The sequence below is a fragment of the Mesorhizobium waimense genome, assembly GCF_003601975.1.
Taxonomy (GTDB): Bacteria; Pseudomonadota; Alphaproteobacteria; order Rhizobiales; family Rhizobiaceae; genus Mesorhizobium; species Mesorhizobium waimense.
In genome coordinates this window covers 45288-63164 of sequence record NZ_QZWZ01000010.1, presented here as the reverse complement: position 1 = coordinate 63164, position 17877 = coordinate 45288, and the positions used below count along the sequence as shown (strand labels likewise).

15 protein-coding genes and 1 tRNA gene are annotated in these 17877 nt (G+C 62.9%); 6 read left to right on the top strand and 10 right to left on the bottom strand.

Annotated elements, in window-relative coordinates; translation table 11 throughout:
* Positions 1-23: 23 nt before the first annotated feature.
* Positions 24-4760, bottom strand: a complete 4737-nt coding sequence (gene gltB / locus D3227_RS14790; RefSeq protein ID WP_120014966.1) for a glutamate synthase large subunit — start codon at positions 4758-4760, stop codon at positions 24-26.
* A gap of 481 nt (positions 4761-5241) precedes the next feature.
* Between gltB and D3227_RS14785 the strand changes: the two genes are divergently transcribed.
* The gene (locus D3227_RS14785) at positions 5242-6294 is read left to right on the top strand and encodes a threonine aldolase family protein (protein ID WP_120014846.1); all 1053 of its coding nucleotides are present in this window, start codon (positions 5242-5244) and stop codon (positions 6292-6294) included.
* Positions 6295-6302: 8 nt separating this feature from the next.
* Here D3227_RS14785 and D3227_RS14780 read toward each other — a convergent pair whose 3' ends face one another.
* Both D3227_RS14780 and D3227_RS14775 read right to left on the bottom strand, forming a co-directional pair.
* Entirely contained in the window at positions 6303-7055 is a 753-nt protein-coding gene (locus D3227_RS14780) for a sulfite exporter TauE/SafE family protein (RefSeq protein ID WP_120014845.1), read from the bottom strand.
* Between the two features lie 163 nt (positions 7056-7218).
* Positions 7219-7686: an Hsp20 family protein gene (locus D3227_RS14775; RefSeq protein ID WP_120014965.1), complete on the bottom strand. Its 468-nt coding sequence runs from the start codon at positions 7684-7686 to the stop codon at positions 7219-7221.
* A gap of 471 nt (positions 7687-8157) precedes the next feature.
* Here D3227_RS14775 and D3227_RS14770 point away from each other — a divergent pair, with 471 nt between their 5' ends.
* Positions 8158-9114: an alpha/beta fold hydrolase gene (locus D3227_RS14770; protein WP_120014844.1), complete on the top strand. Its 957-nt coding sequence runs from the start codon at positions 8158-8160 to the stop codon at positions 9112-9114.
* Positions 9115-9148: 34 nt separating this feature from the next.
* On the opposite strand, the gene D3227_RS14765 is transcribed toward D3227_RS14770, so the two are convergent.
* The 3 genes from D3227_RS14765 to D3227_RS14755 all read right to left on the bottom strand — a co-directional run bounded on the left by D3227_RS14765 (position 9149) and on the right by D3227_RS14755 (position 11935).
* Positions 9149-9661 (bottom strand): DUF1579 family protein, encoded by a 513-nt coding sequence (locus D3227_RS14765; RefSeq protein WP_120014843.1) that lies wholly within the window; start codon positions 9659-9661, stop codon positions 9149-9151.
* Between the two features lie 228 nt (positions 9662-9889).
* Positions 9890-10663 carry a histidinol-phosphatase gene (gene hisN / locus D3227_RS14760; RefSeq protein WP_120014842.1) on the bottom strand — a complete coding sequence of 258 codons (774 nt, stop codon included), beginning with the start codon at positions 10661-10663 and terminating at the stop codon, positions 9890-9892.
* A 330-nt stretch (positions 10664-10993) separates the two neighbouring features.
* Positions 10994-11935 (bottom strand): N-formylglutamate amidohydrolase, encoded by a 942-nt coding sequence (locus tag D3227_RS14755; protein ID WP_120014841.1) that lies wholly within the window; start codon positions 11933-11935, stop codon positions 10994-10996.
* A gap of 164 nt (positions 11936-12099) precedes the next feature.
* Here D3227_RS14755 and cpdR point away from each other — a divergent pair, with 164 nt between their 5' ends.
* Both cpdR and D3227_RS14745 read left to right on the top strand, forming a co-directional pair.
* Positions 12100-12462 (top strand): cell cycle two-component system response regulator CpdR, encoded by a 363-nt coding sequence (gene cpdR / locus D3227_RS14750; protein WP_006199474.1) that lies wholly within the window; start codon positions 12100-12102, stop codon positions 12460-12462.
* A 115-nt stretch (positions 12463-12577) separates the two neighbouring features.
* A tRNA-Val gene (locus D3227_RS14745) sits at positions 12578-12652 on the top strand.
* 112 nt (positions 12653-12764) lie between these two features.
* Here the strand turns inward: D3227_RS14745 and D3227_RS14740 are convergent.
* Complete coding sequence (locus tag D3227_RS14740) at positions 12765-12968, bottom strand: hypothetical protein (RefSeq protein ID WP_120014840.1); 204 nt, start codon at positions 12966-12968, stop codon at positions 12765-12767.
* Between the two features lie 514 nt (positions 12969-13482).
* On the opposite strand from D3227_RS14740, the gene D3227_RS41575 reads away from it, so the two are divergent.
* Both D3227_RS41575 and D3227_RS41570 read left to right on the top strand, forming a co-directional pair.
* Complete coding sequence (locus D3227_RS41575) at positions 13483-14898, top strand: alginate lyase family protein (protein ID WP_167480697.1); 1416 nt, start codon at positions 13483-13485, stop codon at positions 14896-14898.
* Complete coding sequence (locus D3227_RS41570) at positions 14807-15511, top strand: alginate lyase family protein (RefSeq protein WP_245451758.1); 705 nt, start codon at positions 14807-14809, stop codon at positions 15509-15511. Before D3227_RS41575 ends, D3227_RS41570 begins: the two co-directional genes overlap by 92 nt.
* On the opposite strand, the gene D3227_RS14730 is transcribed toward D3227_RS41570, so the two are convergent.
* Genes D3227_RS14730 through gmd form a run of 3 tightly spaced genes read right to left on the bottom strand, consistent with a single transcriptional unit; the run spans position 15508 to position 17851 of the window.
* The gene (locus D3227_RS14730; RefSeq protein WP_120014839.1) at positions 15508-15768 is read right to left on the bottom strand and encodes a hypothetical protein; all 261 of its coding nucleotides are present in this window, start codon (positions 15766-15768) and stop codon (positions 15508-15510) included. The two genes, D3227_RS41570 and D3227_RS14730, sit on opposite strands and share 4 nt — an antisense overlap.
* A 40-nt stretch (positions 15769-15808) precedes the next feature.
* Complete coding sequence (gene fcl, locus D3227_RS14725) at positions 15809-16771, bottom strand: GDP-L-fucose synthase (protein WP_120014838.1); 963 nt, start codon at positions 16769-16771, stop codon at positions 15809-15811.
* Between the two features lie 9 nt (positions 16772-16780).
* On the bottom strand, positions 16781-17851 hold the full coding sequence (gene gmd / locus D3227_RS14720) for a GDP-mannose 4,6-dehydratase (protein WP_120014837.1): 1071 nt from the start codon (positions 17849-17851) through the stop codon (positions 16781-16783).
* Between the last annotated feature and the right edge of the window lie 26 nt (positions 17852-17877).

Sequence of the window (17877 nt, the reverse complement as noted above, 5' to 3'; positions counted from 1 at the left end):
CGCTCCCCGGCAACGCCCAAAGCCTATTCCGCCGCCACGCTCATGCGCATGCGCTCCATCTCGATCAGCGCGCGGCGATACTCGACTGGCATGATTTTCCGGAATTTCGGCCGGAAAGCCGTCCAGTTGTCGAGGATTTCGCGGCCGCGCACCGAACCCGTGAAGTGGACGTGGTTCGAGATCAGCTGGTAGAGCCGCTCCTCGTCGTGGCTGGTCATGTCGCCCGAGACATCGACGCGGCCCTTGTGGTCGAGGTCGCCGCCATGATGGAGCAGCTTCTCCATCAGATCGTCTTCCTCCGGGACCGGCTCCAGTTCGACCATCGCCATGTTGCAGCGTTCGGCGAAGTCGCCTACCTCGTCCAGCACATAGGCAACACCACCCGACATGCCGGCAGCGAAGTTGCGGCCGGTCTTGCCGATGACGACGACGATGCCGCCGGTCATGTATTCGCAGCCATGGTCGCCGACGCCTTCGACAACGGCTGCGACGCCCGAATTGCGCACGGCAAACCGCTCGCCGGCGACGCCGGCGAAATAGGCCTCGCCCTCGGTCGCGCCGTAGAGCACGGTGTTGCCGACGATGATGGACTCGGCTGCGACGATCTTGGCCTCTTCCGGCGGACGAATGACGATGCGGCCGCCCGACAAGCCCTTGCCGACATAGTCGTTGGCGGCGCCGACCAGCTCGAACGAGATGCCGCGCGCCAGGAAGGCGCCGAAGGACTGGCCAGCGGTGCCGGTGAGCTTGACCGAGATCGTGTCTTCGCGCAGGCCCTTGTGCTTGAAGCGCTTGGCCACTTCGCCCGACAGCATCGCGCCTGCCGAACGATCGACATTGCGGATCGGCAGCTCGATGGTCACCGGCTGCTTGGCTTCCAGCGCCGGCTTCGCCAGCTCGATCAGCTTGCGGTCGAGCACGTCGTCGATCGGATGCTTCTGCCGCTCGGTCCAGTGCACGGCCTCATGCGGCGCGTCCGGCTTGAAGAACATCTTGCTGAAATCGAGCCCGCGCGCCTTCCAGTGCTGGATCACGTCTCGCTTCTCCAGCAGATCGGCATCGCCGATGATCTGGTCGAGATGAGTGAAGCCCATTTCGGCGAGCAGCCCGCGGACTTCTTCCGCAACATAGAAGAAGAAGTTGATGACGTGTTCGGGCGTGCCCTTGAAGCGCTTGCGCAGCACCGGGTCCTGCGTTGCCACGCCGACCGGACAGGTGTTGAGGTGGCACTTGCGCATCATGATACAGCCGGCCGCGATCAGCGGCGCGGTCGAGAAGCCGAACTCGTCGGCGCCGAGCAGCGCACCGATTATGACGTCGCGGCCGGTGCGCAACCCGCCGTCGACCTGCAGCGCGACGCGCGAGCGCAAGCCGTTCAGCACCAAGGTCTGGTGCGTCTCGGCAAGGCCCATTTCCCACGGGCTGCCGGCATGCTTGAGCGAGGTCAGCGGCGAGGCACCGGTGCCGCCGTCGTAGCCAGAGATGGTGATGTGGTCGGCACGCGCCTTGGCAACGCCGGCCGCGACCGTGCCGACACCGACCTCGGACACCAGCTTGACCGAGACGTCGGCCGCCGGATTGACGTTCTTCAAATCGTAGATCAGCTGCGCCAGATCCTCGATCGAATAGATGTCGTGATGCGGCGGCGGCGAGATCAGACCGACGCCTGGCGTCGAGTGCCGGACCTTGGCGATGGTAGCGTCGACCTTGTGGCCGGGCAGCTGGCCGCCCTCGCCGGGCTTGGCGCCCTGCGCGACCTTGATCTGCATCACGTCGGAGTTGACAAGGTACTCCGCCGTAACGCCGAACCGCCCGGAAGCGACCTGCTTGATCGCCGAGCGCTCGGGGTTCTTGCCGCCGCCGGGCAGCGGCAGATAGCGGTCGGACTCTTCGCCGCCCTCGCCGGTGTTGGACTTGCCGCCGATGGCGTTCATGGCGCGCGCCAGCGTGGTGTGCGCCTCGCGAGAGATCGAGCCGAAGGACATCGCGCCGGTCGAAAACCGCTTGACGATGTCGGCCGCCGGCATGACCTCATCGAGCGCGACCTTCTTGCGGCCGGTCTCGTCGGCGAGCTTGATCTTGAACAGGCCGCGAATGGTCTGCGCGCGCGCCGTCTCGCTGTCGATCTGCGCGGAATAGTCCTTGAACGTATCCCACGAACCCTGGCGCACGGCGTGCTGCAAGGTGGCGACCGCATCGGGCGACCACATATGCGCCTCGCCGCGCATGCGGAACATGTATTCGCCGCCGACCTCGAGGCTGTTGCGCAGCACCGGGTCGTTGCCGAAACCGTCGCTGTGGCGGCTGAGCGTCTCGGCCGCGATCTCGTCCAGCCCGACGCCTTCGATCAGCGTCGCGGTGCCGGTGAAGTACTTCTGCACGAAGTCGGTCTTCAGCCCGATGGCATCGAATATCTGCGCGCCGCAATAGGACTGGTAGGTCGAGATGCCCATCTTGGACATCACCTTGAGGATGCCCTTGCCGATCGACTTGATGTAGCGGGAGACGACTTCATAGGCATCGACCTCGGCCGGCAGTTCGCCGCGCTTATGCATGTCGAGCAGCGTGTCGAAGGCGAGATAGGGATTGATCGCTTCGGCGCCGTAACCGGCAAGGCAGCAGAAATGATGCACCTCGCGCGGCTCGCCGGATTCCACAACGAGACCGACTGAAGTGCGCAATCCCTTGCGGATCAGGTGATGATGCACCGCGGCCGTGGCCAGCAGCGCGGGAATAGCGATGCGGTCCGGTCCGACCTGGCGATCGGACAGGATGATGATGTTGTAGCCGCCGGCCACCGCCGCCTCCGAGCGCTCACAGAGCCGGTCGATGGCGCCCTGCATGCCGGCAGCATTCTCGTTCGAGGCGTAGGTGATGTCGATCGTCTTGGTGTCGAAACGGTCCTCGGTGTGGCCGATGGAGCGGATCTTTTCGAGATCGCCATTGGTCAGGATCGGCTGGCGCACTTCGAGCCGCTTGCGGCGCGAATTGCCGACAAGGTCGAAGATGTTCGGCCGCGGTCCGATGAAGGACACCAGGCTCATCACCAGCTCCTCGCGGATCGGATCGATCGGCGGGTTGGTGACCTGGGCGAAGTTCTGCTTGAAATAGGTGTAGAGCAGCTTCGACTTGTCCGACATCGCCGAGATCGGTGTGTCGGTGCCCATCGAGCCGACCGCCTCCTGGCCGGTGGTGGCCATCGGCGACATCAACAGCTTGGTGTCTTCCTGGCTGTAGCCGAAGGCCTGCTGGCGATCGAGCAGGCTGACATCCTTGCGCAACGCACGCGGCTCGACCGGCTTCAAATCTTCCAGGATGAGCTGCGTGTTGGCGAGCCAGGTCTTGTAGGGGTGCTTGGTCGCGATCTCCGACTTGATCTCCTCGTCGGAGATGATGCGGCCCTTTTCCAGGTCGATCAGAAGCATGCGGCCGGGCTGCAGCCGCCACTTCTTGACGATCCGTTCCTCCGGCACCGGCAGCACGCCGGCCTCCGAAGCCATGATGACGCGGTCGTCATCGGTGACGATGTAGCGCGCCGGGCGCAAGCCATTGCGGTCGAGCGTGGCGCCGATCTGGCGGCCATCGGTGAACACGACCGCCGCCGGCCCGTCCCACGGCTCCATCAGCGCGGCGTGGTATTCGTAGAAGGCCTTGCGGTCTTGATCCATGAGCTTATTGCCGGCCCAGGCTTCCGGGATCAGCATCATCATGGCGTGGCTGAGCGTGTAGCCGCCCTGGAACAGGAATTCGAGCGCATTGTCGAAGCATGCGGTGTCGGACTGGCCTTCGTAGGAGATCGGCCAAAGCTTCGAGATGTTGTTGCCGAACAGCTCGGAATCGACGGACGCCTGCCGCGCCGCCATCCAGTTGTTGTTGCCGCGCACGGTGTTGATCTCGCCATTGTGCGCGACCATGCGGTAGGGGTGCGCCAGCTTCCACGATGGGAAGGTGTTGGTCGAGAAGCGCTGGTGAACGAGGATAAGCGCGGTCTCAAAACGCGGATCGGTGAGGTCCTTGTAGTAGGCTCCGACCTGATAGGCCAGGAACATGCCCTTGTAGACGATGGTGCGCGCCGACAGCGACACGCAGTAGGAACCGATGTCCTTGTTGTCGTTCTCGGCGTAGATGCGGCCCGATATGACCTTGCGCAGCAGATAGAGCCTGGCCTCGTATTCCTCGTCGTCGGTAATGTCGGCCGTGCGGCCGATAAAGACCTGCCGGTGGAACGGCTCGGATGCCACGATGCCCGGAGCCTTCGACAGGGACGAATTGTCGACGGGCACGTCACGGAATCCGAGCAGCGGAAGCCCTTCGGATTGCGCCGATTCGGCGATGACGTCCTCGATATGGGCACGAAGTGCTGCGTCCTGCGGCATGAACCAGTGTCCGACGCCGTACTGACCCGCCGGCGGCAGGTCGATGCCCAGGGCGGCCATCTCCTCGCGGAAGAAACGATCTGGAATCTGCACCAGAACACCGGCGCCGTCGCCCGCCAGTGGATCGGCGCCGACGGCGCCGCGATGCGTCAGGTTTTCGAGCACGGCAAGGCCGTCCTTGACGATCTCGTGCGACTTCACACCCTTCATGTTGACGATGAAGCCGACGCCGCAGGCATCGTGCTCGTTGCGCGGATCGTAAAGGCCTTGCGCGGCGAAACCGTTGGCGGTGCGCCCAATGTTGGTCAGGGACGTATTTTTGACGGTAGCCGCTTTTGTCTGCGCGGCCTGGCCGTTGATCGCAGATGGCGTCAATTCCGTCATCGTCCTGTCCTCCGTTCCCAGTCCTTCGGGCGCTGGTTTGCCTCGGGAAGCGCATTGCTTCCCCTTCATCCTTGCGGCACGTCTTGCGAAATCCTTGCCGAACCATGCGGCTTACCGCCCGGTTCGTATCCGGTATCGTACAGGCCAGAGCCGATCCGTCTACCCGTCGCTCGCGGCAACGGCCGGAGTGGCCCAAATGATACGCCATTCCAGCCTGATTTGTGCGACAAAATAAGACAGCACTACTGTCCTAAATTTTTATGACAGAAATCGCAGGCGTGCACAAGACCGATTCACAAAAATCTCGAGCCCTTCACGACAGAAAATTACGCGTGGGAGGGTAGAAACGTAACCTTCAGTCGCCACCCGTGTCGCCCTGGCTTAGCTGGCTTTACTGCTTTTCCAGGGCTTGGCCCTTGCGCGTCAAACCCCAAAGCAGCCATGGTCCCGCCCGTTTTTCAAACCAGATACGGACATCTCAATGTTCTTTGCATCCGACAACTGGGCGGGGGTCCATCCCGACATCTCGGCCAATCTGTCCCGGCACGCCGCGGGCATCGCGACCGCCTATGGCGACGGCGAACTCGACCGCGCCGTCTACCGGCGCTTCAGCGAGATCTTCGAAGGGGATGTCGCAGTGTTCTTCGTCGCGACCGGCACGGCGGCCAACGCGCTCTCCATGGCGGCATGCAATCGTATCGGCGGCGTCGCCTTCTGCCATTCCGAAGCGCATATGAATGTCGATGAATTCGGCGCCGCGAGCTTCTATACCGGCGGAGCGCGCATGTCGTCCGTTCCGGGGCCTTTGGGACGCATCAATCCGCAAGCTCTCGACCGGGCCATCGCGCGCTACTCGCAAGACCTCGCCCCCGCCGGCCAGCCAATGGCGGTGACGATCACCCAGGCGACCGAGGTCGGCACGGTCTATACCGTCGACGATGTCAAAGCCGTCTCCGAGGTGGCACGCCGTCACAAACTGCCTCTGCACATGGATGGCGCGCGCTTCGCCAACGCGGTTGCCGCGACGGACATCAGCCCTGCCGAAATGACCTGGAAGAGCGGCGTCGACATCATCTCCTTTGGCGGCACCAAGAACGGCTGCTGGATGGCCGATGCGGTCGTGGTCCTGAACCCCGACCTGGGGCATGATCTGCGCCTGCTGCGCCAGCGCGCCGGACAGACCTTTTCCAAGGCGCGCTTCATCTCGGCCCAGTTCGAAGCCTATTTCACAGACGATCTCTGGCTGAGGATGGCGCGGCACGCCAACGCAATGGCCGCGCGGCTGGCCGAGACGATCGAAGACGCGCCGGCCGGCCGACTGGCCTGGCTGCCGCAGGCCAATGAGGTTTTCGCCATCCTCGACCGCGCCAACGCAGAAAAGCTGCAAGCGGCCGGCGCCAAATTCTACGAATGGGGCGTACCCCAAGGCTTCGACGGCCATCTCGGCGACAATGAAGCGATCTACCGTTTCGTCGCCAGCTTCGCGACGACAACGGAAGAGGTTGATCACATCGGTCATTTGCTCATCGGGTAAGGAAACGGTTAGGCCAGAAAGGGCCGCGCCAGCAGCTCCAGTCCAAGCAGGATCAGGAAGATCAGAAACCAGCGGCGGAAGGTCGCCGGGCTGATCCTCTGCCTGAGCAGCTGGCCGAGCCACATGCCGAGCAAGGCCGGCGCAACGGCCAGCGTCGACATCGCGAGATGCTCGATCTCGAATGCGCCATGCGCGGCGAGGCCGACTGCCAGCGCAATGGTCGACACGGTGAAGGAAAGACCAAGCGCCTGGATCAGGTCGTCCCGGCTCAGCCCCAGCGCCTGGATGTAGGGCACCGCCGGCACGACGAACACGCCGGTGCCGCCGGTGACAAGGCCGGTGAAGAAGCCGATAGCCGGCGACGACCAGCGCTCCGCCTTGGCGGGAATGCTGAGCTGTCGTGCCAGCAGCGTGTAGGCGGCGTAGAGCACCAGCGCGGCACCCAGGCCCGCGGTCGTCCATTTGACGTTGTCGCTGGCCAGCAGCCTTGCCCCGGCGACTGTGCCGATGAGAATGCCGGCTATCATCAGCCACAGCCGGCGCAGGATCGATGCAAAACTCGGGCCCGCGAACAGCTGCCAGACATTGGTGACGAAGGACGGCACGATCAGCAGCGACGCGGCCGTGATCGGTGGCATGACGGTGCCGAGCAGCCCCATCGCCAGGGTCGGCAAGCCCATGCCGGTGACACCCTTGACGATGCCGGCCAGCAGGAAGGTGATGGCGATTGTGCCCGTCAGCGCCAGGGAAAAATCAGACATGCCCTCGATCCATTCGCAGGACGAAAACCTCGTTCAGCGAGGCTTGCCGCGAAAGGGCCAGTATCCTTGGTTGGGGATGGCACAGACATCGAGGCAAACAAAAAGCGGCGCCTTTCGGCGCCGCTCTCGTCTCGGGAGGAGACGGTTTTGTGCTCAGGCTGCATTACGCAGCGGTCTTGGCCTCGATCTGCTTGGCCTTGGCCGAGGACGCGGAGATCGCGATCTTGCGCGGCTTCAACTCCTCGGGGATGTTGCGCTTCAGGTCTACGAAGAGCAGGCCGTTCTTCAGCGTGGCGCCGACGACTTCGACGTGATCTGCAAGCTGGAAGCGGCGCTCGAAGGCCCTCGAGGCAATGCCGCGATAGAGCAGTTCGGAACCTTCGCCATTGCCCTCGTCCTTGCGCTCACCCTTCACGGTCAGCACATTGCGGTGGGCCTCGATCGAGATCTCGTCTTCCGAGAAACCGGCAACCGCCATCGAGATGCGATAGGCGTCCTCGCCGGTGCGTTCGATGTTGTAGGGCGGGTAGGTCTGCGCGCTCTCAGGCTGGGCAAGCGAATCCAGCATTGTGAAGAGGCGGTCGAAGCCGACGGTCGAGCGATAAAGCGGGGAAAAATCAACGTGACGCATGAGGTGTTCTCCTGTTGAGCAACATGGTTTGCGTTTGGCCGGTGCGAAACCCTTGAGCGGCGTTCCGGGATAGGCCAGCGGCCCCGACATTGGCGGCCGCATCAGACATTTGGGGAGCGCAAAAGCGCATTTCAAGATTTTTGCCGGACGGCGAATTCGCGCTTCGATGAACGGCAGATGAACCGCCGCTTCGGCGCCCGTTCAGCCAGGCGGCGCTAGAGTGCAGCCAGGATCAAGAACAAGCGGCACCGGATGAGATGCCGCGACGAGGCCGAACCGGGTGTAACGTCCCTTCCTCCCGGATCGACAGAGGCCGGAAGCACGCCGCAGGGCTGCTTCCGGCCTCATTCGTTGCCGGAAGTTCCTGCCTTCCCCTTCCAACCGGAAGCCCTTTGCTTTTGCCGCGTTGGCGTCTATCACCGGGCCTGCGCCTCGCAGGGCTAGGGCGCGACACGAAAAACGAAACGCCGAATGACGGACCTCTTCCACGAATTTCCTGGCAATCCGTCACCGGTAAACGCGGCAGGCGGTTACTTCACCACCCGCGACGGCAAGCGGATCCGCTATGGCCTTTTTGGCGCCGTCACCCGCCCGATCAAGGGCACGGTGGTGGTGCTGACCGGTCGCAACGAATGCACCGAGAAATATTTCGAGACCATCCGCAATCTTACCGACAGAGGCTTTGGCGTTGCCACGCTCGACTGGCGCGGCCAGGGTGGCTCCGACCGGCTGATCCGCGACCGGCAGCGCGGCTTTGTCCGCAGTTTTCGCGACTACGCCAGCGACCTGGAACAGTTCTTCGAAGAGATCGTGCTGCCCGATTGCCGCGGGCCTTATTACATCCTGGCCCATTCAGCCGGAGCGGTGGTTGCCCTGCTTGCCGCACCTTCAATGGTCAATCGGGTGCGGCGCATGGTGCTGGTCGCCCCTTTCCTGACCCTGCCCGACCTTCCGGTCTCGATAACAACCGTTCGCCGCGTCTGCTCGCTGTTTTGCCTTCTGGGCCTCGGCCGGCTTTATGCCGCCTGGGGACCGCGGCCCAAGCAGACCACCCCCTTTGCCGTCAATAAGGTGACATCCGATCCGGAACGCTACCGGCGCAACACGGGGATCTACGAAGCCCATCCGCAACTGGCGCTTGGCGGCCCGACGATCCGCTGGCTGAAAGCCGCCGCCGAAGCGTCCGAAGCCGTAAGCGATCCGGACTTTGTCGCAGCGATCCAGGTCCCCATGCTGGTGATCGCCGCCGGGGCCGACCAGGTGGTGTCGACCAAGGCGGTGGAGGCCTATGCAAGGCGTCTGCGCCTCGGCTCGCTGCTGATGATCGACGGCGCGCACCATGAAATCCTGCAGGAGGCCGACATGTACCGCGAGCAGTTCCTCGCCGCTTTCGATGCCTTCATCCCGGGCACCGGCGACGACGCCTGAGCGATAGCAATCCGCAGGCGCTGCCCCTCGGAGATCAGGCCTGCCGGGCGAATTCCATGATCCAGTTGGTTTCCCAGGTCTTGCCGCCATCCGGCGAAAAGGCCTGCTCCCAGCGCGCCGATTCTTCGGTGATCCCCGACCAGAGGAACCGTACCCGAATCGGGCGGCCTTCGAAGATGTCGTCGCATAAAAATGTGCCGACGCCGTCCTCGAACGACCCGCGCATCGGCACGTCGATGGTTAGCGGATCGCGGCCGTCGATCCACCAGATCGACCACTGCTTCGTCGCCGGATCGAAGGTCCGCACCGTGGCAGCGCGATAGGTGCCGCCGGGCAATGCGATCACATTGTCGTCGACATTGCCGAGGCCGCCGAGGATCGCGCGCACATCGCACGTTCCGGCAAACATGTCCCAGTTGGTGTCGCCAGCCAGCCGCGTGCGCAACCGTCGATGGCTGACCGTCCAGCGTCCATGGAAGAAATCGAAATCGCTGCGGCCGTCCGCCGGATCTTTGTCTGGACGGCTGGCTGTTGGCTGCGTTGGCATCTCTGATCCTCCCTCGGGTGAAATCCTTCTATAGCGGAAGGATCCTGACACCTGCCTGTCAGGAGGATTGGCCTGTCGCCGCGCCAAGGGTTCGTCGAGATTGAGGTCGGGCCGAGCCGAGAATGATGGTTTCCGAGAACCGGAGCGGAGCGTACTTAAAGTACGTGAGCACCCGAAGCGCAGGAGACCGCCATTCGCAGGCCGGCATCACCTGAATATCGGCGGACCCTAGCCGCGCAATGCCGCCATCGCGGCCGCATGCAATTCTGGCGTTGCCGCCGCCAAAATGTCGCCGCCCTTTTCCGCCGGCCCACCGTCGAACGTGGTGACGACGCCGCCAGCCTTTTCGATGATCGGGATCAGCGCCACGATGTCGTAGGGCTTCAGCCCGGGATCGGCGACGACGTCGACGTTTCCTGCCGCGACCATGGCGAAGGCGTAGCAATCGGTGCCATAGCGGGCGAGCTGAACCTGCTTTTCGAACTGGTCGTAGCGCGTGCGCGCCTCGCCCTTGAACAGCGCCGGCGTGGTAGTGAACAGCGTCGCTTTGCTGAGGTCCGTCGTCTTGCGCGTCGCAAGCTTGCGCGGCCCGCCCGGCCCCTCATAATGGGCTCCGGAGGCGTTAGCGTAATACAGCTCGCCGGTGAAGGGTTGCGACATCAGGCCGGCGACGGCATCGCCGTCGACGGTCAGCCCGACCAGCGTCCCCCAGACCGGCAGGCCGGAAATGAAGGCACGCGTCCCGTCGATCGGATCGATCACCCAGACATGCCTGCTGGATATGTTCTCGCTGCCATGCTCCTCGCCCAAAATGCCATGATCGGGATATTCCGCCGATATCAGGGCCCGGATGACCCGCTCGGCCTCGCGATCGGCCTCGGTGACCGGATCGAAGCCGCTCACCTCCTTGTTGGCGATGGCGCCCTGGTTGCGGAAGCGCGGCAAGGTCTCGGCGGCGGCGGCATGTGCGATGCGCCGCATGAAGTCGATGCTGATATCCAACTGATTCTCCCGCGTTGCAGCACGTCGTCATTGCCGGTGATTTCGCGCCGGAGCAAGGGCTTGGGAGCCCTCCGGCGCCATGACCACTGTTGCCCGAATGTCACGCAAGCGTCATCGAAACGCAATTTCCACTTCATAGTGAATTAAAAAAGCCCGAAGTCGGTTGACATTTGTGCAGCGCACAATAGATTTGTTCTCGGACAGGTCTTCCTGTCCATGCCCTCCTTGGGCGTTTCCTCCCTAGACTTCGACCGTGTCGTGAAAACGATGCGGTCTTTTTTTCATCGCGAAGCCGGTGCGGGCGCTGACCTATGCGGCTTGGCGCCAAACCTATTCGGCGGCGAGCGGCAGGTCGATGAAATGGTGATCGGGCATCGCCATCAGCTCGGCCGAGAAGCGCGCCAGATCGTCGGCGAGCGCGTCGAAGCCGGCGGATTTCTGGAACGTCCGCTCATTCATGTAAAGCCCGCGATTGACCTCGATCTGCAGCGCATGGAGATGGCGCGCCGGCCGGCCGTAATGCTCGGTGATGAAGCCGCCGGCATAGGGCTTGTTGTGGGCGACCGTATAGCCCATGCCGGTGAGCAGGCCGATCGCCGTCTCGGTCAAGGCCGTCGTGGCGGAGATGCCGAACCGGTCGCCGACGATGAAGTCCGGCCGCACCCCATTGTCGCCAACTCTGATGCTGGCGGGCATCGAATGACAGTCGATAAGCACGGCATAGCCGAACCGCGCGTGGGTCCTGGTCAAAAGCCGCTTCAGCGTCTCGTGATAGGGCTTGTAGACGGTCTCGATGCGCGCCACGGCCTCGGCCAGCGGCAGGCGACCGGAATAGATGTCGAGCCCCTCCCCCACCAGCTTCGGCACGGTGCCAAGTCCGCCCGCCACCCGCGCCGAGCGGATGTTGCAGAAGGACGGCACCGGTTCGGCGAACATGCGCGGGTCGAGTTCCCAGGGCTCGCGATTGACGTCGAGATAGGCGCGCGGGAAATTCGCCGCCAGCATCGGCGCGCCAAGGGCTACGGCGCCGCCGAACAGTTCCTCGACATAGCAATCCTCGGACCGGCGGATGGCGTTGCGGTCGAGCCGCGCCATGGCCAGGAAGCGGTCGGGATAGTAGCGGCCGCTGTGCGGCGAGTTGAAGAGGAAGGGAACGCGCTGCTCGGCGCCCGATCGGATTTCGAAGGGTGGAACGACCGAAAAATCCTCGGCTGCCGTCTTCAATTTGAGCGAACCCGGAAACAGCACTGCATCATGATTTGAAAGTGCCATCTCGCCGGCCGCATGTCCAGCATTTCAGCACCCTCACAGCTCAGCCAAAGTCAGGATAATGCCGCCATCGTTCACTTGATGTTTACCGTCACCTCCTCATATACAGGATGGTTAACGGGCTTGCCCGGCGCCAATGTCGGGGCGGGTGATTCGGACGGGATATGATGGCACGCATTCTGCTGGCGGAAGACGATGACGATATGCGCCGGTTCCTCGTCAAGGCGCTGGAGCGAGCCGGCTATCAGGTGAGCGATTTCGACAATGGCGCCAGCGCCTATGAGCGGCTGCGCGAGGAGCCTTTCTCGCTGCTCCTGACCGACATCGTCATGCCCGAGATGGACGGCATCGAGCTCGCCCGCCGCGCCACCGAGATCGATCCCGACCTCAAGGTCATGTTCATCACCGGTTTCGCCGCCGTTGCGCTCAATCCGGATTCCAAGGCTCCGAAGGACGCCAAGGTCCTGTCGAAGCCGTTCCATCTGCGCGATCTCGTCAACGAGGTCGAAAAGATGCTGCAGGCCGCCTGAAGCACTTCCGGCTCGATCCCGGCGCGTCCTCGGCGGCGCGACAAGACGAGCCTTTCTTTCCCTCTTCGACCTATTGACGCGCTGGATCAAAAATGGTGTATGCGCGGCTTCGGATGGGCGTGTAGCTCAGCGGGAGAGCACTGCATTGACATTGCAGGGGTCACAGGTTCAATCCCTGTCACGCCCACCATCCAGACAAATCCGGACTGTATCGTATGCTCGGCGACCCCGGCAAAGGTCTTCATGGACACTCCGCAAAACCCATCCCGGCTTGGGCCGGGACAGGTAAGGCTTAGGTCAGCTCATTGAGGCTCCGGATCGGGCGAAGGCGACTTGTCGCCGTTCCTGCCTTCCTTGCACGGCGCGTCGCCGATGCCGCAGCATTTGGCGTTGTGGGTGACACCAGGCTTTGTCTTGTCGCAATCTCTTGGCGCCGTCGTCTGACAGCCCGCCAGCACCGAGACGGCAATGGCGGCAAGCAAGACGTTTCTTGATCGAATAAACATGGACGGTCTCCTTGATGAACCACGTTGTTACGCAGCGCTTGGTCGCGCGCCGCGACGATTGGTTCAAAGGAACCGAAAAATAGTCTGAGAAATTTTTCTCGATGCCTGAACAGGCAAGTGCGCCGATAGCGCCCGAGGCCGAATTGAGCGGTGACGTGCTGCGTGTAAAAGGCAAGGAGACGACTGAAGGTTCGCAGGAGAGAAGCAGGAGATGGCGGCAATCGGACGGTCCATGATGACATGTGATCCCGATCGTCTCCGCCTGCCCCCCGGGCGGGCAGCCATGACCCCAGTTCCAGCCGAGCGACGGTCCACCTGGCAACGAATGCTCCTCGAGCTCAAGCGGTCGAAAAAGCATCTCAAGTCGCCGCTCTCGAGTCTTGGCAATGCGCTGGTTTCGGCAAAACGCAAGCTCGAACACCGCCATGTCGTGAAGCTGCGCATAATGACGGCTACGCGGCCTCGCCGATTTCGCGTGTGAAGGACAGCTTCATGCTTGTCCGGATCATCGGCAATGGAGCCGCGACACCGCAAGGGCCAGTCATACGACAACGCCCTGTTCATCCTGGACAACGAACCCGCCTTCCCGGATTACGAGAAATTCTGGATCGTCAACCGGATAACGGACGCCGGGGAAGAGGCCCGCATCATCGGCCTGCTGGAAAGCCGGAGCCAGAATTTCCACAGGATCCCATTCGACCTTGATGCCTATCGGCAAATCCCCTGGAACATGGACGAACTGTCCACGGGCGAGTTCCGGTCTTCGGAAAGCAGCATCCGATCGGCCGAGCCGAATGCCGCGCGCTATGAAACGCACATCCGGCGCGGCAAGAACCTCTATGCGATGAACAACAACGGAGCGCGCAACACGGCGCTTGAGATCGCCCGCGGGCGGGCGAAGTGGCTGATGCCGTGGGACGGCAACTGCTACCTGACGCTGTCGGCCTATCAACAGATCCGGGCAGCCACTGGAGAAAACCCGCATTTCCGCTATGTCGTGGTGCCGATGGCGCGCATCGTCAACGCACTTCTGCTCGACGCGGCCTTCAACCCGCGGGCAAACGAAGAGCCGCAAATCCTATTTCGAACCGATACGACGGAACTGTTCGACGAAAACTATCCCTATGGACGCCGGCCAAAGGTCGAAATGCTGTGGCGGCTTGGCGTTCCCGGGCAGTGGGACCGGTTCTGCGACGACCAGTGGGATTTCCCGCGTCCGCCCCTCTCGCCCGATGCCGGGCTTTTCCAGAATGCCGGCTGGGTCGCGCGCCTGGATTCAGGGCGCTCGCACCTTGAAATTGGCAAGGCGGGCTTCATCGCCCGCTGGACCAGCCGCGACGAGGCGATCGTCGACATGCTCGACCGCTGCGACGCCAGTGCGGTCTCTGCCAGGCTCGATCCGTCGCGCCTGGCCTTCTACGACGAGGAAGCGCTCACCGCCGCGTCCGGGAACAAGGGCGCCGATCTTCAGCGGCATTTGCGGATCTGCGCCGACCAGGCGCTGACCCGCGGTCCGTTCAGCGTGACGGACAAGACAGGCGTAGCGCCAAGCTGCGACGCGCACGACTATTTCCAGCCGGCGCCCTATTGGTGGCCCGATCCCGGCAAGCCTGACGGACTTCCCTTTGTCGGGCATGACGGCCAACGCGCACCCGGCACCACAATGTATGAAGCAGGCAGCGAAGCCTACGATCGTACGCGCCTGCAGCGATTGCTGGACGATACCACCGTGCTTGCACTGGCGGCGACGGTGCTTGACGAACAGCACTATGCCGGCCACGCCGCCAAGCTCATCCGAAACATGGTTCATCGATCCGGCGACAAGAATGAACCCGCATATGCGCGACGCGCAGGTGCGGTTCGGTCACGACGACAACGAAGGGAGCGGGCAAGGTATTATCGAGCTCAAGGATCTCTATTTCTTCCTTGATGCGGTTCGTCTGGTTGAGCGGACGGGGGAATTGAACGCAGGAGAGCGCGAAGCATTCAGGGCCTGGCTTGGTTGGTACCGCGAATGGCTGGACACGGCGCCGGCTGCGGTGGCCGCGTCCAAGCGCCTCAACAACCACGGTGTGTTCTTTGATCTGCAGCGAGCGTCGATCGCCGCATTCCTGGCAGACAGCGCGATGCTGGCCGGGATCGGCCGTCGCGCCAGGGAGAGACTGACGGACCAGATCGCGCCTGATGGCTCGCTGCCGAGGGAATTGTCGCGCACCCGCCCCAGACACTACACCCTGTCTACCCTGCAGGGTTGGACGACGCTGGCGCGCATCCTGTCCTCGGTCGGCGACGATCTTTGGCAGCATCGGGCAGGAGAAGGACAGCGACTGGTCCGTGCCCTGCACTGGCTGGCGGCGAATATCGACAGCCATGGCGCCACGTCGATGGACATGATCGACCCGCACCGGCTTTGGCCGCTGTTGCTCGATCTTGCGCGGCACGATCCCGAAGCAATGATCCCCAACGCCGAGGCGCAGACCGCCACGCCCGTCTTCCACCCGGACGAAGGCATCGCTCCGTTCTGGATGTGGAGAAGGCCCTAAATTCTCAGACCGGCTTTCCAGAGCTGCGACCGCAGCTTCGACAGTGTGCCGGATTTCCCAGTCGTGATCGGCCCTATTTGCCGTCCGATTTTCTTGAAGATCTCATTTTCCGGTTCGGCTGCAAGCGCTAGGGCGGCCATTTTCGATGCGGATTCCGTGTCCTTCAATGCGCTCTGGAAGATGTGCGCCGAGCACGCAGCGGCATGAGAATAACCCGCGTTCGCGGCCGCGAAGAAACGGTCGAAATCCTTGGACATGACATGGCCTCTCGTCGCGGCAATCAGCCTCGATCGAGGTTCAGACCGCACCGAGGCGGACATCACCTTTCTCAACATGCTGGAGAAACCACGCATAGGTCTGTTCCAAGCCACTGCGAAGCGAATAGCCCGGGCGCCAGCCCCCGGCAAACAGGCGCGACACATCCATTAGCTTGCGCGGCGTGCCGTCCGGCTTCGTCGGATCGAATGCGATCGCGGCCTCCGCGCCGACGACGGATACGATGGTGCGGGCCAGATCCGCAATGCTGATGTCCTCTCCCGAACCGACATTGACATGGCTGTCTCCGGCATAATTCTTCAGCAGCCAGACCAGGGCGTCGGCGGCGTCGTCGACATGCAGGAACTCGCGCATCGGCGTACCCGATCCCCAGACCTCCAGGGTCTTGCCGCCGGTGCGCTTGGCCTCATGCGCCTTGCGCATCAATGCCGGCACGACATGGCTGGTGGAAAGGTCGAAATTGTCGCCCGGGCCGTAAAGATTGGCCGGCATCGCCGAAATGTAGTCGACGCCATATTGGCGCCGGTAGGCCTGGGCAAGTTTCAGCCCGGCGATCTTGGCGACTGCATACCATTCATTGGTCGGCTCGAGCGGGCCGGTCAGCAGTGCGTCTTCGGGGATCGGCTGCGGCGCTAGCTTCGGATAGATGCAGGACGAGCCAAGAAACAGAAGCTTCTCCACTCCATTGCGAAAGGCAGCCTCGATGACATTGGTCTGCACGACGAGATTTTCATGCAGGAAATCGACCGGGAACCTGTCATTGGCCAGGATGCCGCCGACCTTGGCCGCGGCCATCACCACCGCGTCCGGCCTGTGATCGGCCATCCAGCGCCGCACGCCGGCCTGGTCGAGCAGGTCGAGCTGCTCACGCAGCACGGTCAGGATCTCGCAATCCTCGGCCGCCAGCCGGCGCACGATTGCCGAGCCGACCATGCCGCGATGCCCGGCGACAAAAACCCGCTTGCCCCGCAGCTCGAAAGTCATCGCCGCATCCTATGACTGGTGGCCGTTGCGCCGGATGTCGTCGACTGAGCGCACCAAGTCGGCCTGCACCATTTCCACAACCAGTTCCTTGAAGCCAATCGTGTGCGACCAGCCAAGTCTGGCCCTCGCCTTGGATGCGTCGCCGACAAGGATCTCGACCTCTGTCGGCCTGAAATAGCGCGGGTCGATGCGCACCAGCACGGCGCCCGAGCCGGCATCCACACCGACCTCGTCGACACCTTGGCCCTGCCAGCGAATGGTCCGCCCGGTCTCCGCAAAGGCCAGTTCGACGAATTCGCGCACGGAGTGCATCTCGCCCGTCGCCAGCACGAAGTCATCGGCCTCGCTGTGCTGCAGGATCCGCCACATGCCTTCGACATAGTCGCGCGCATGGCCCCAGTCGCGCTTGGCGTTGATATTGCCGAGATAGAGCGTGTCCTGCAGTCCGCGATGGATCGCGGCGACGGCGCGCGTGATCTTGCGGGTGACGAAGGTTTCGCCGCGCGTCGGGCTCTCATGGTTGAACAGGATGCCGTTGGCGGCAAACATGCCATAGGCCTCGCGGTAGTTGACCGTGATCCAGTAGGCGTAGAGCTTGGCCGCCGCATAGGGCGAGCGTGGATAGAAGGGCGCGGTCTCGCTTTGCGGGGTTTCGGCAACCTTGCCGTAAAGCTCCGATGTCGACGCCTGGTAGAAACGCACCGACTTTTCGAGGCCAAGGATGCGGATGGCCTCCAGCAGCCTGAGCGTGCCGAGCGCATCGGCATTGCCGGTATATTCCGGTGTCTCGAAGCTCACCTGGACATGGCTCTGGGCGCCGAGATTGTAGATTTCGCTCGGCTTTGTCTCCTGCACCAGGCGGATCAAATTGGTCGAGTCGGTCAGATCGCCATAGTGCAGGAAGAAACGGGTGCCGTGCTCATGCGGATCGACGTAGATGTCGTCGACGCGCTCGGTATTGAAGGAAGAAGAGCGGCGTTTGACGCCATGCACGACATAGCCTTTCTGCAGCAGCAACTGTGCCAGATAGGCGCCGTCCTGGCCGGTCACGCCGGTGATCAAAGCTACTTTGTCCGTCATGCCCTATTCGTCCCCTCCCAATGGGC

Excerpts from the sequence above, each read along its gene's own strand:
- gltB (WP_120014966.1), bottom strand. The coding sequence starts at position 4,760 with ATGACGGAATTGACGCCATCTGCGATCAACGGCCAGGCCGCGCAGACA.
- D3227_RS14785 (WP_120014846.1), top strand. The coding sequence starts at position 5,242 with ATGTTCTTTGCATCCGACAACTGGGCGGGGGTCCATCCCGACATCTCG.
- D3227_RS14780 (WP_120014845.1), bottom strand. The coding sequence starts at position 7,055 with ATGTCTGATTTTTCCCTGGCGCTGACGGGCACAATCGCCATCACCTTC.
- D3227_RS14775 (WP_120014965.1), bottom strand. The coding sequence starts at position 7,686 with ATGCGTCACGTTGATTTTTCCCCGCTTTATCGCTCGACCGTCGGCTTC.
- D3227_RS14770 (WP_120014844.1), top strand. The coding sequence starts at position 8,158 with ATGACGGACCTCTTCCACGAATTTCCTGGCAATCCGTCACCGGTAAAC.
- D3227_RS14765 (WP_120014843.1), bottom strand. The coding sequence starts at position 9,661 with ATGCCAACGCAGCCAACAGCCAGCCGTCCAGACAAAGATCCGGCGGAC.
- D3227_RS14755 (WP_120014841.1), bottom strand. The coding sequence starts at position 11,935 with ATGGCACTTTCAAATCATGATGCAGTGCTGTTTCCGGGTTCGCTCAAA.
- cpdR (WP_006199474.1), top strand. The coding sequence starts at position 12,100 with ATGGCACGCATTCTGCTGGCGGAAGACGATGACGATATGCGCCGGTTC.
- D3227_RS14740 (WP_120014840.1), bottom strand. The coding sequence starts at position 12,968 with ATGTTTATTCGATCAAGAAACGTCTTGCTTGCCGCCATTGCCGTCTCG.
- D3227_RS41575 (WP_167480697.1), top strand. The coding sequence starts at position 13,483 with ATGGAGCCGCGACACCGCAAGGGCCAGTCATACGACAACGCCCTGTTC.
- D3227_RS41570 (WP_245451758.1), top strand. The coding sequence starts at position 14,807 with ATGCGCGACGCGCAGGTGCGGTTCGGTCACGACGACAACGAAGGGAGC.
- D3227_RS14730 (WP_120014839.1), bottom strand. The coding sequence starts at position 15,768 with ATGTCCAAGGATTTCGACCGTTTCTTCGCGGCCGCGAACGCGGGTTAT.
- fcl (WP_120014838.1), bottom strand. The coding sequence starts at position 16,771 with ATGACTTTCGAGCTGCGGGGCAAGCGGGTTTTTGTCGCCGGGCATCGC.
- gmd (WP_120014837.1), bottom strand. The coding sequence starts at position 17,851 with ATGACGGACAAAGTAGCTTTGATCACCGGCGTGACCGGCCAGGACGGC.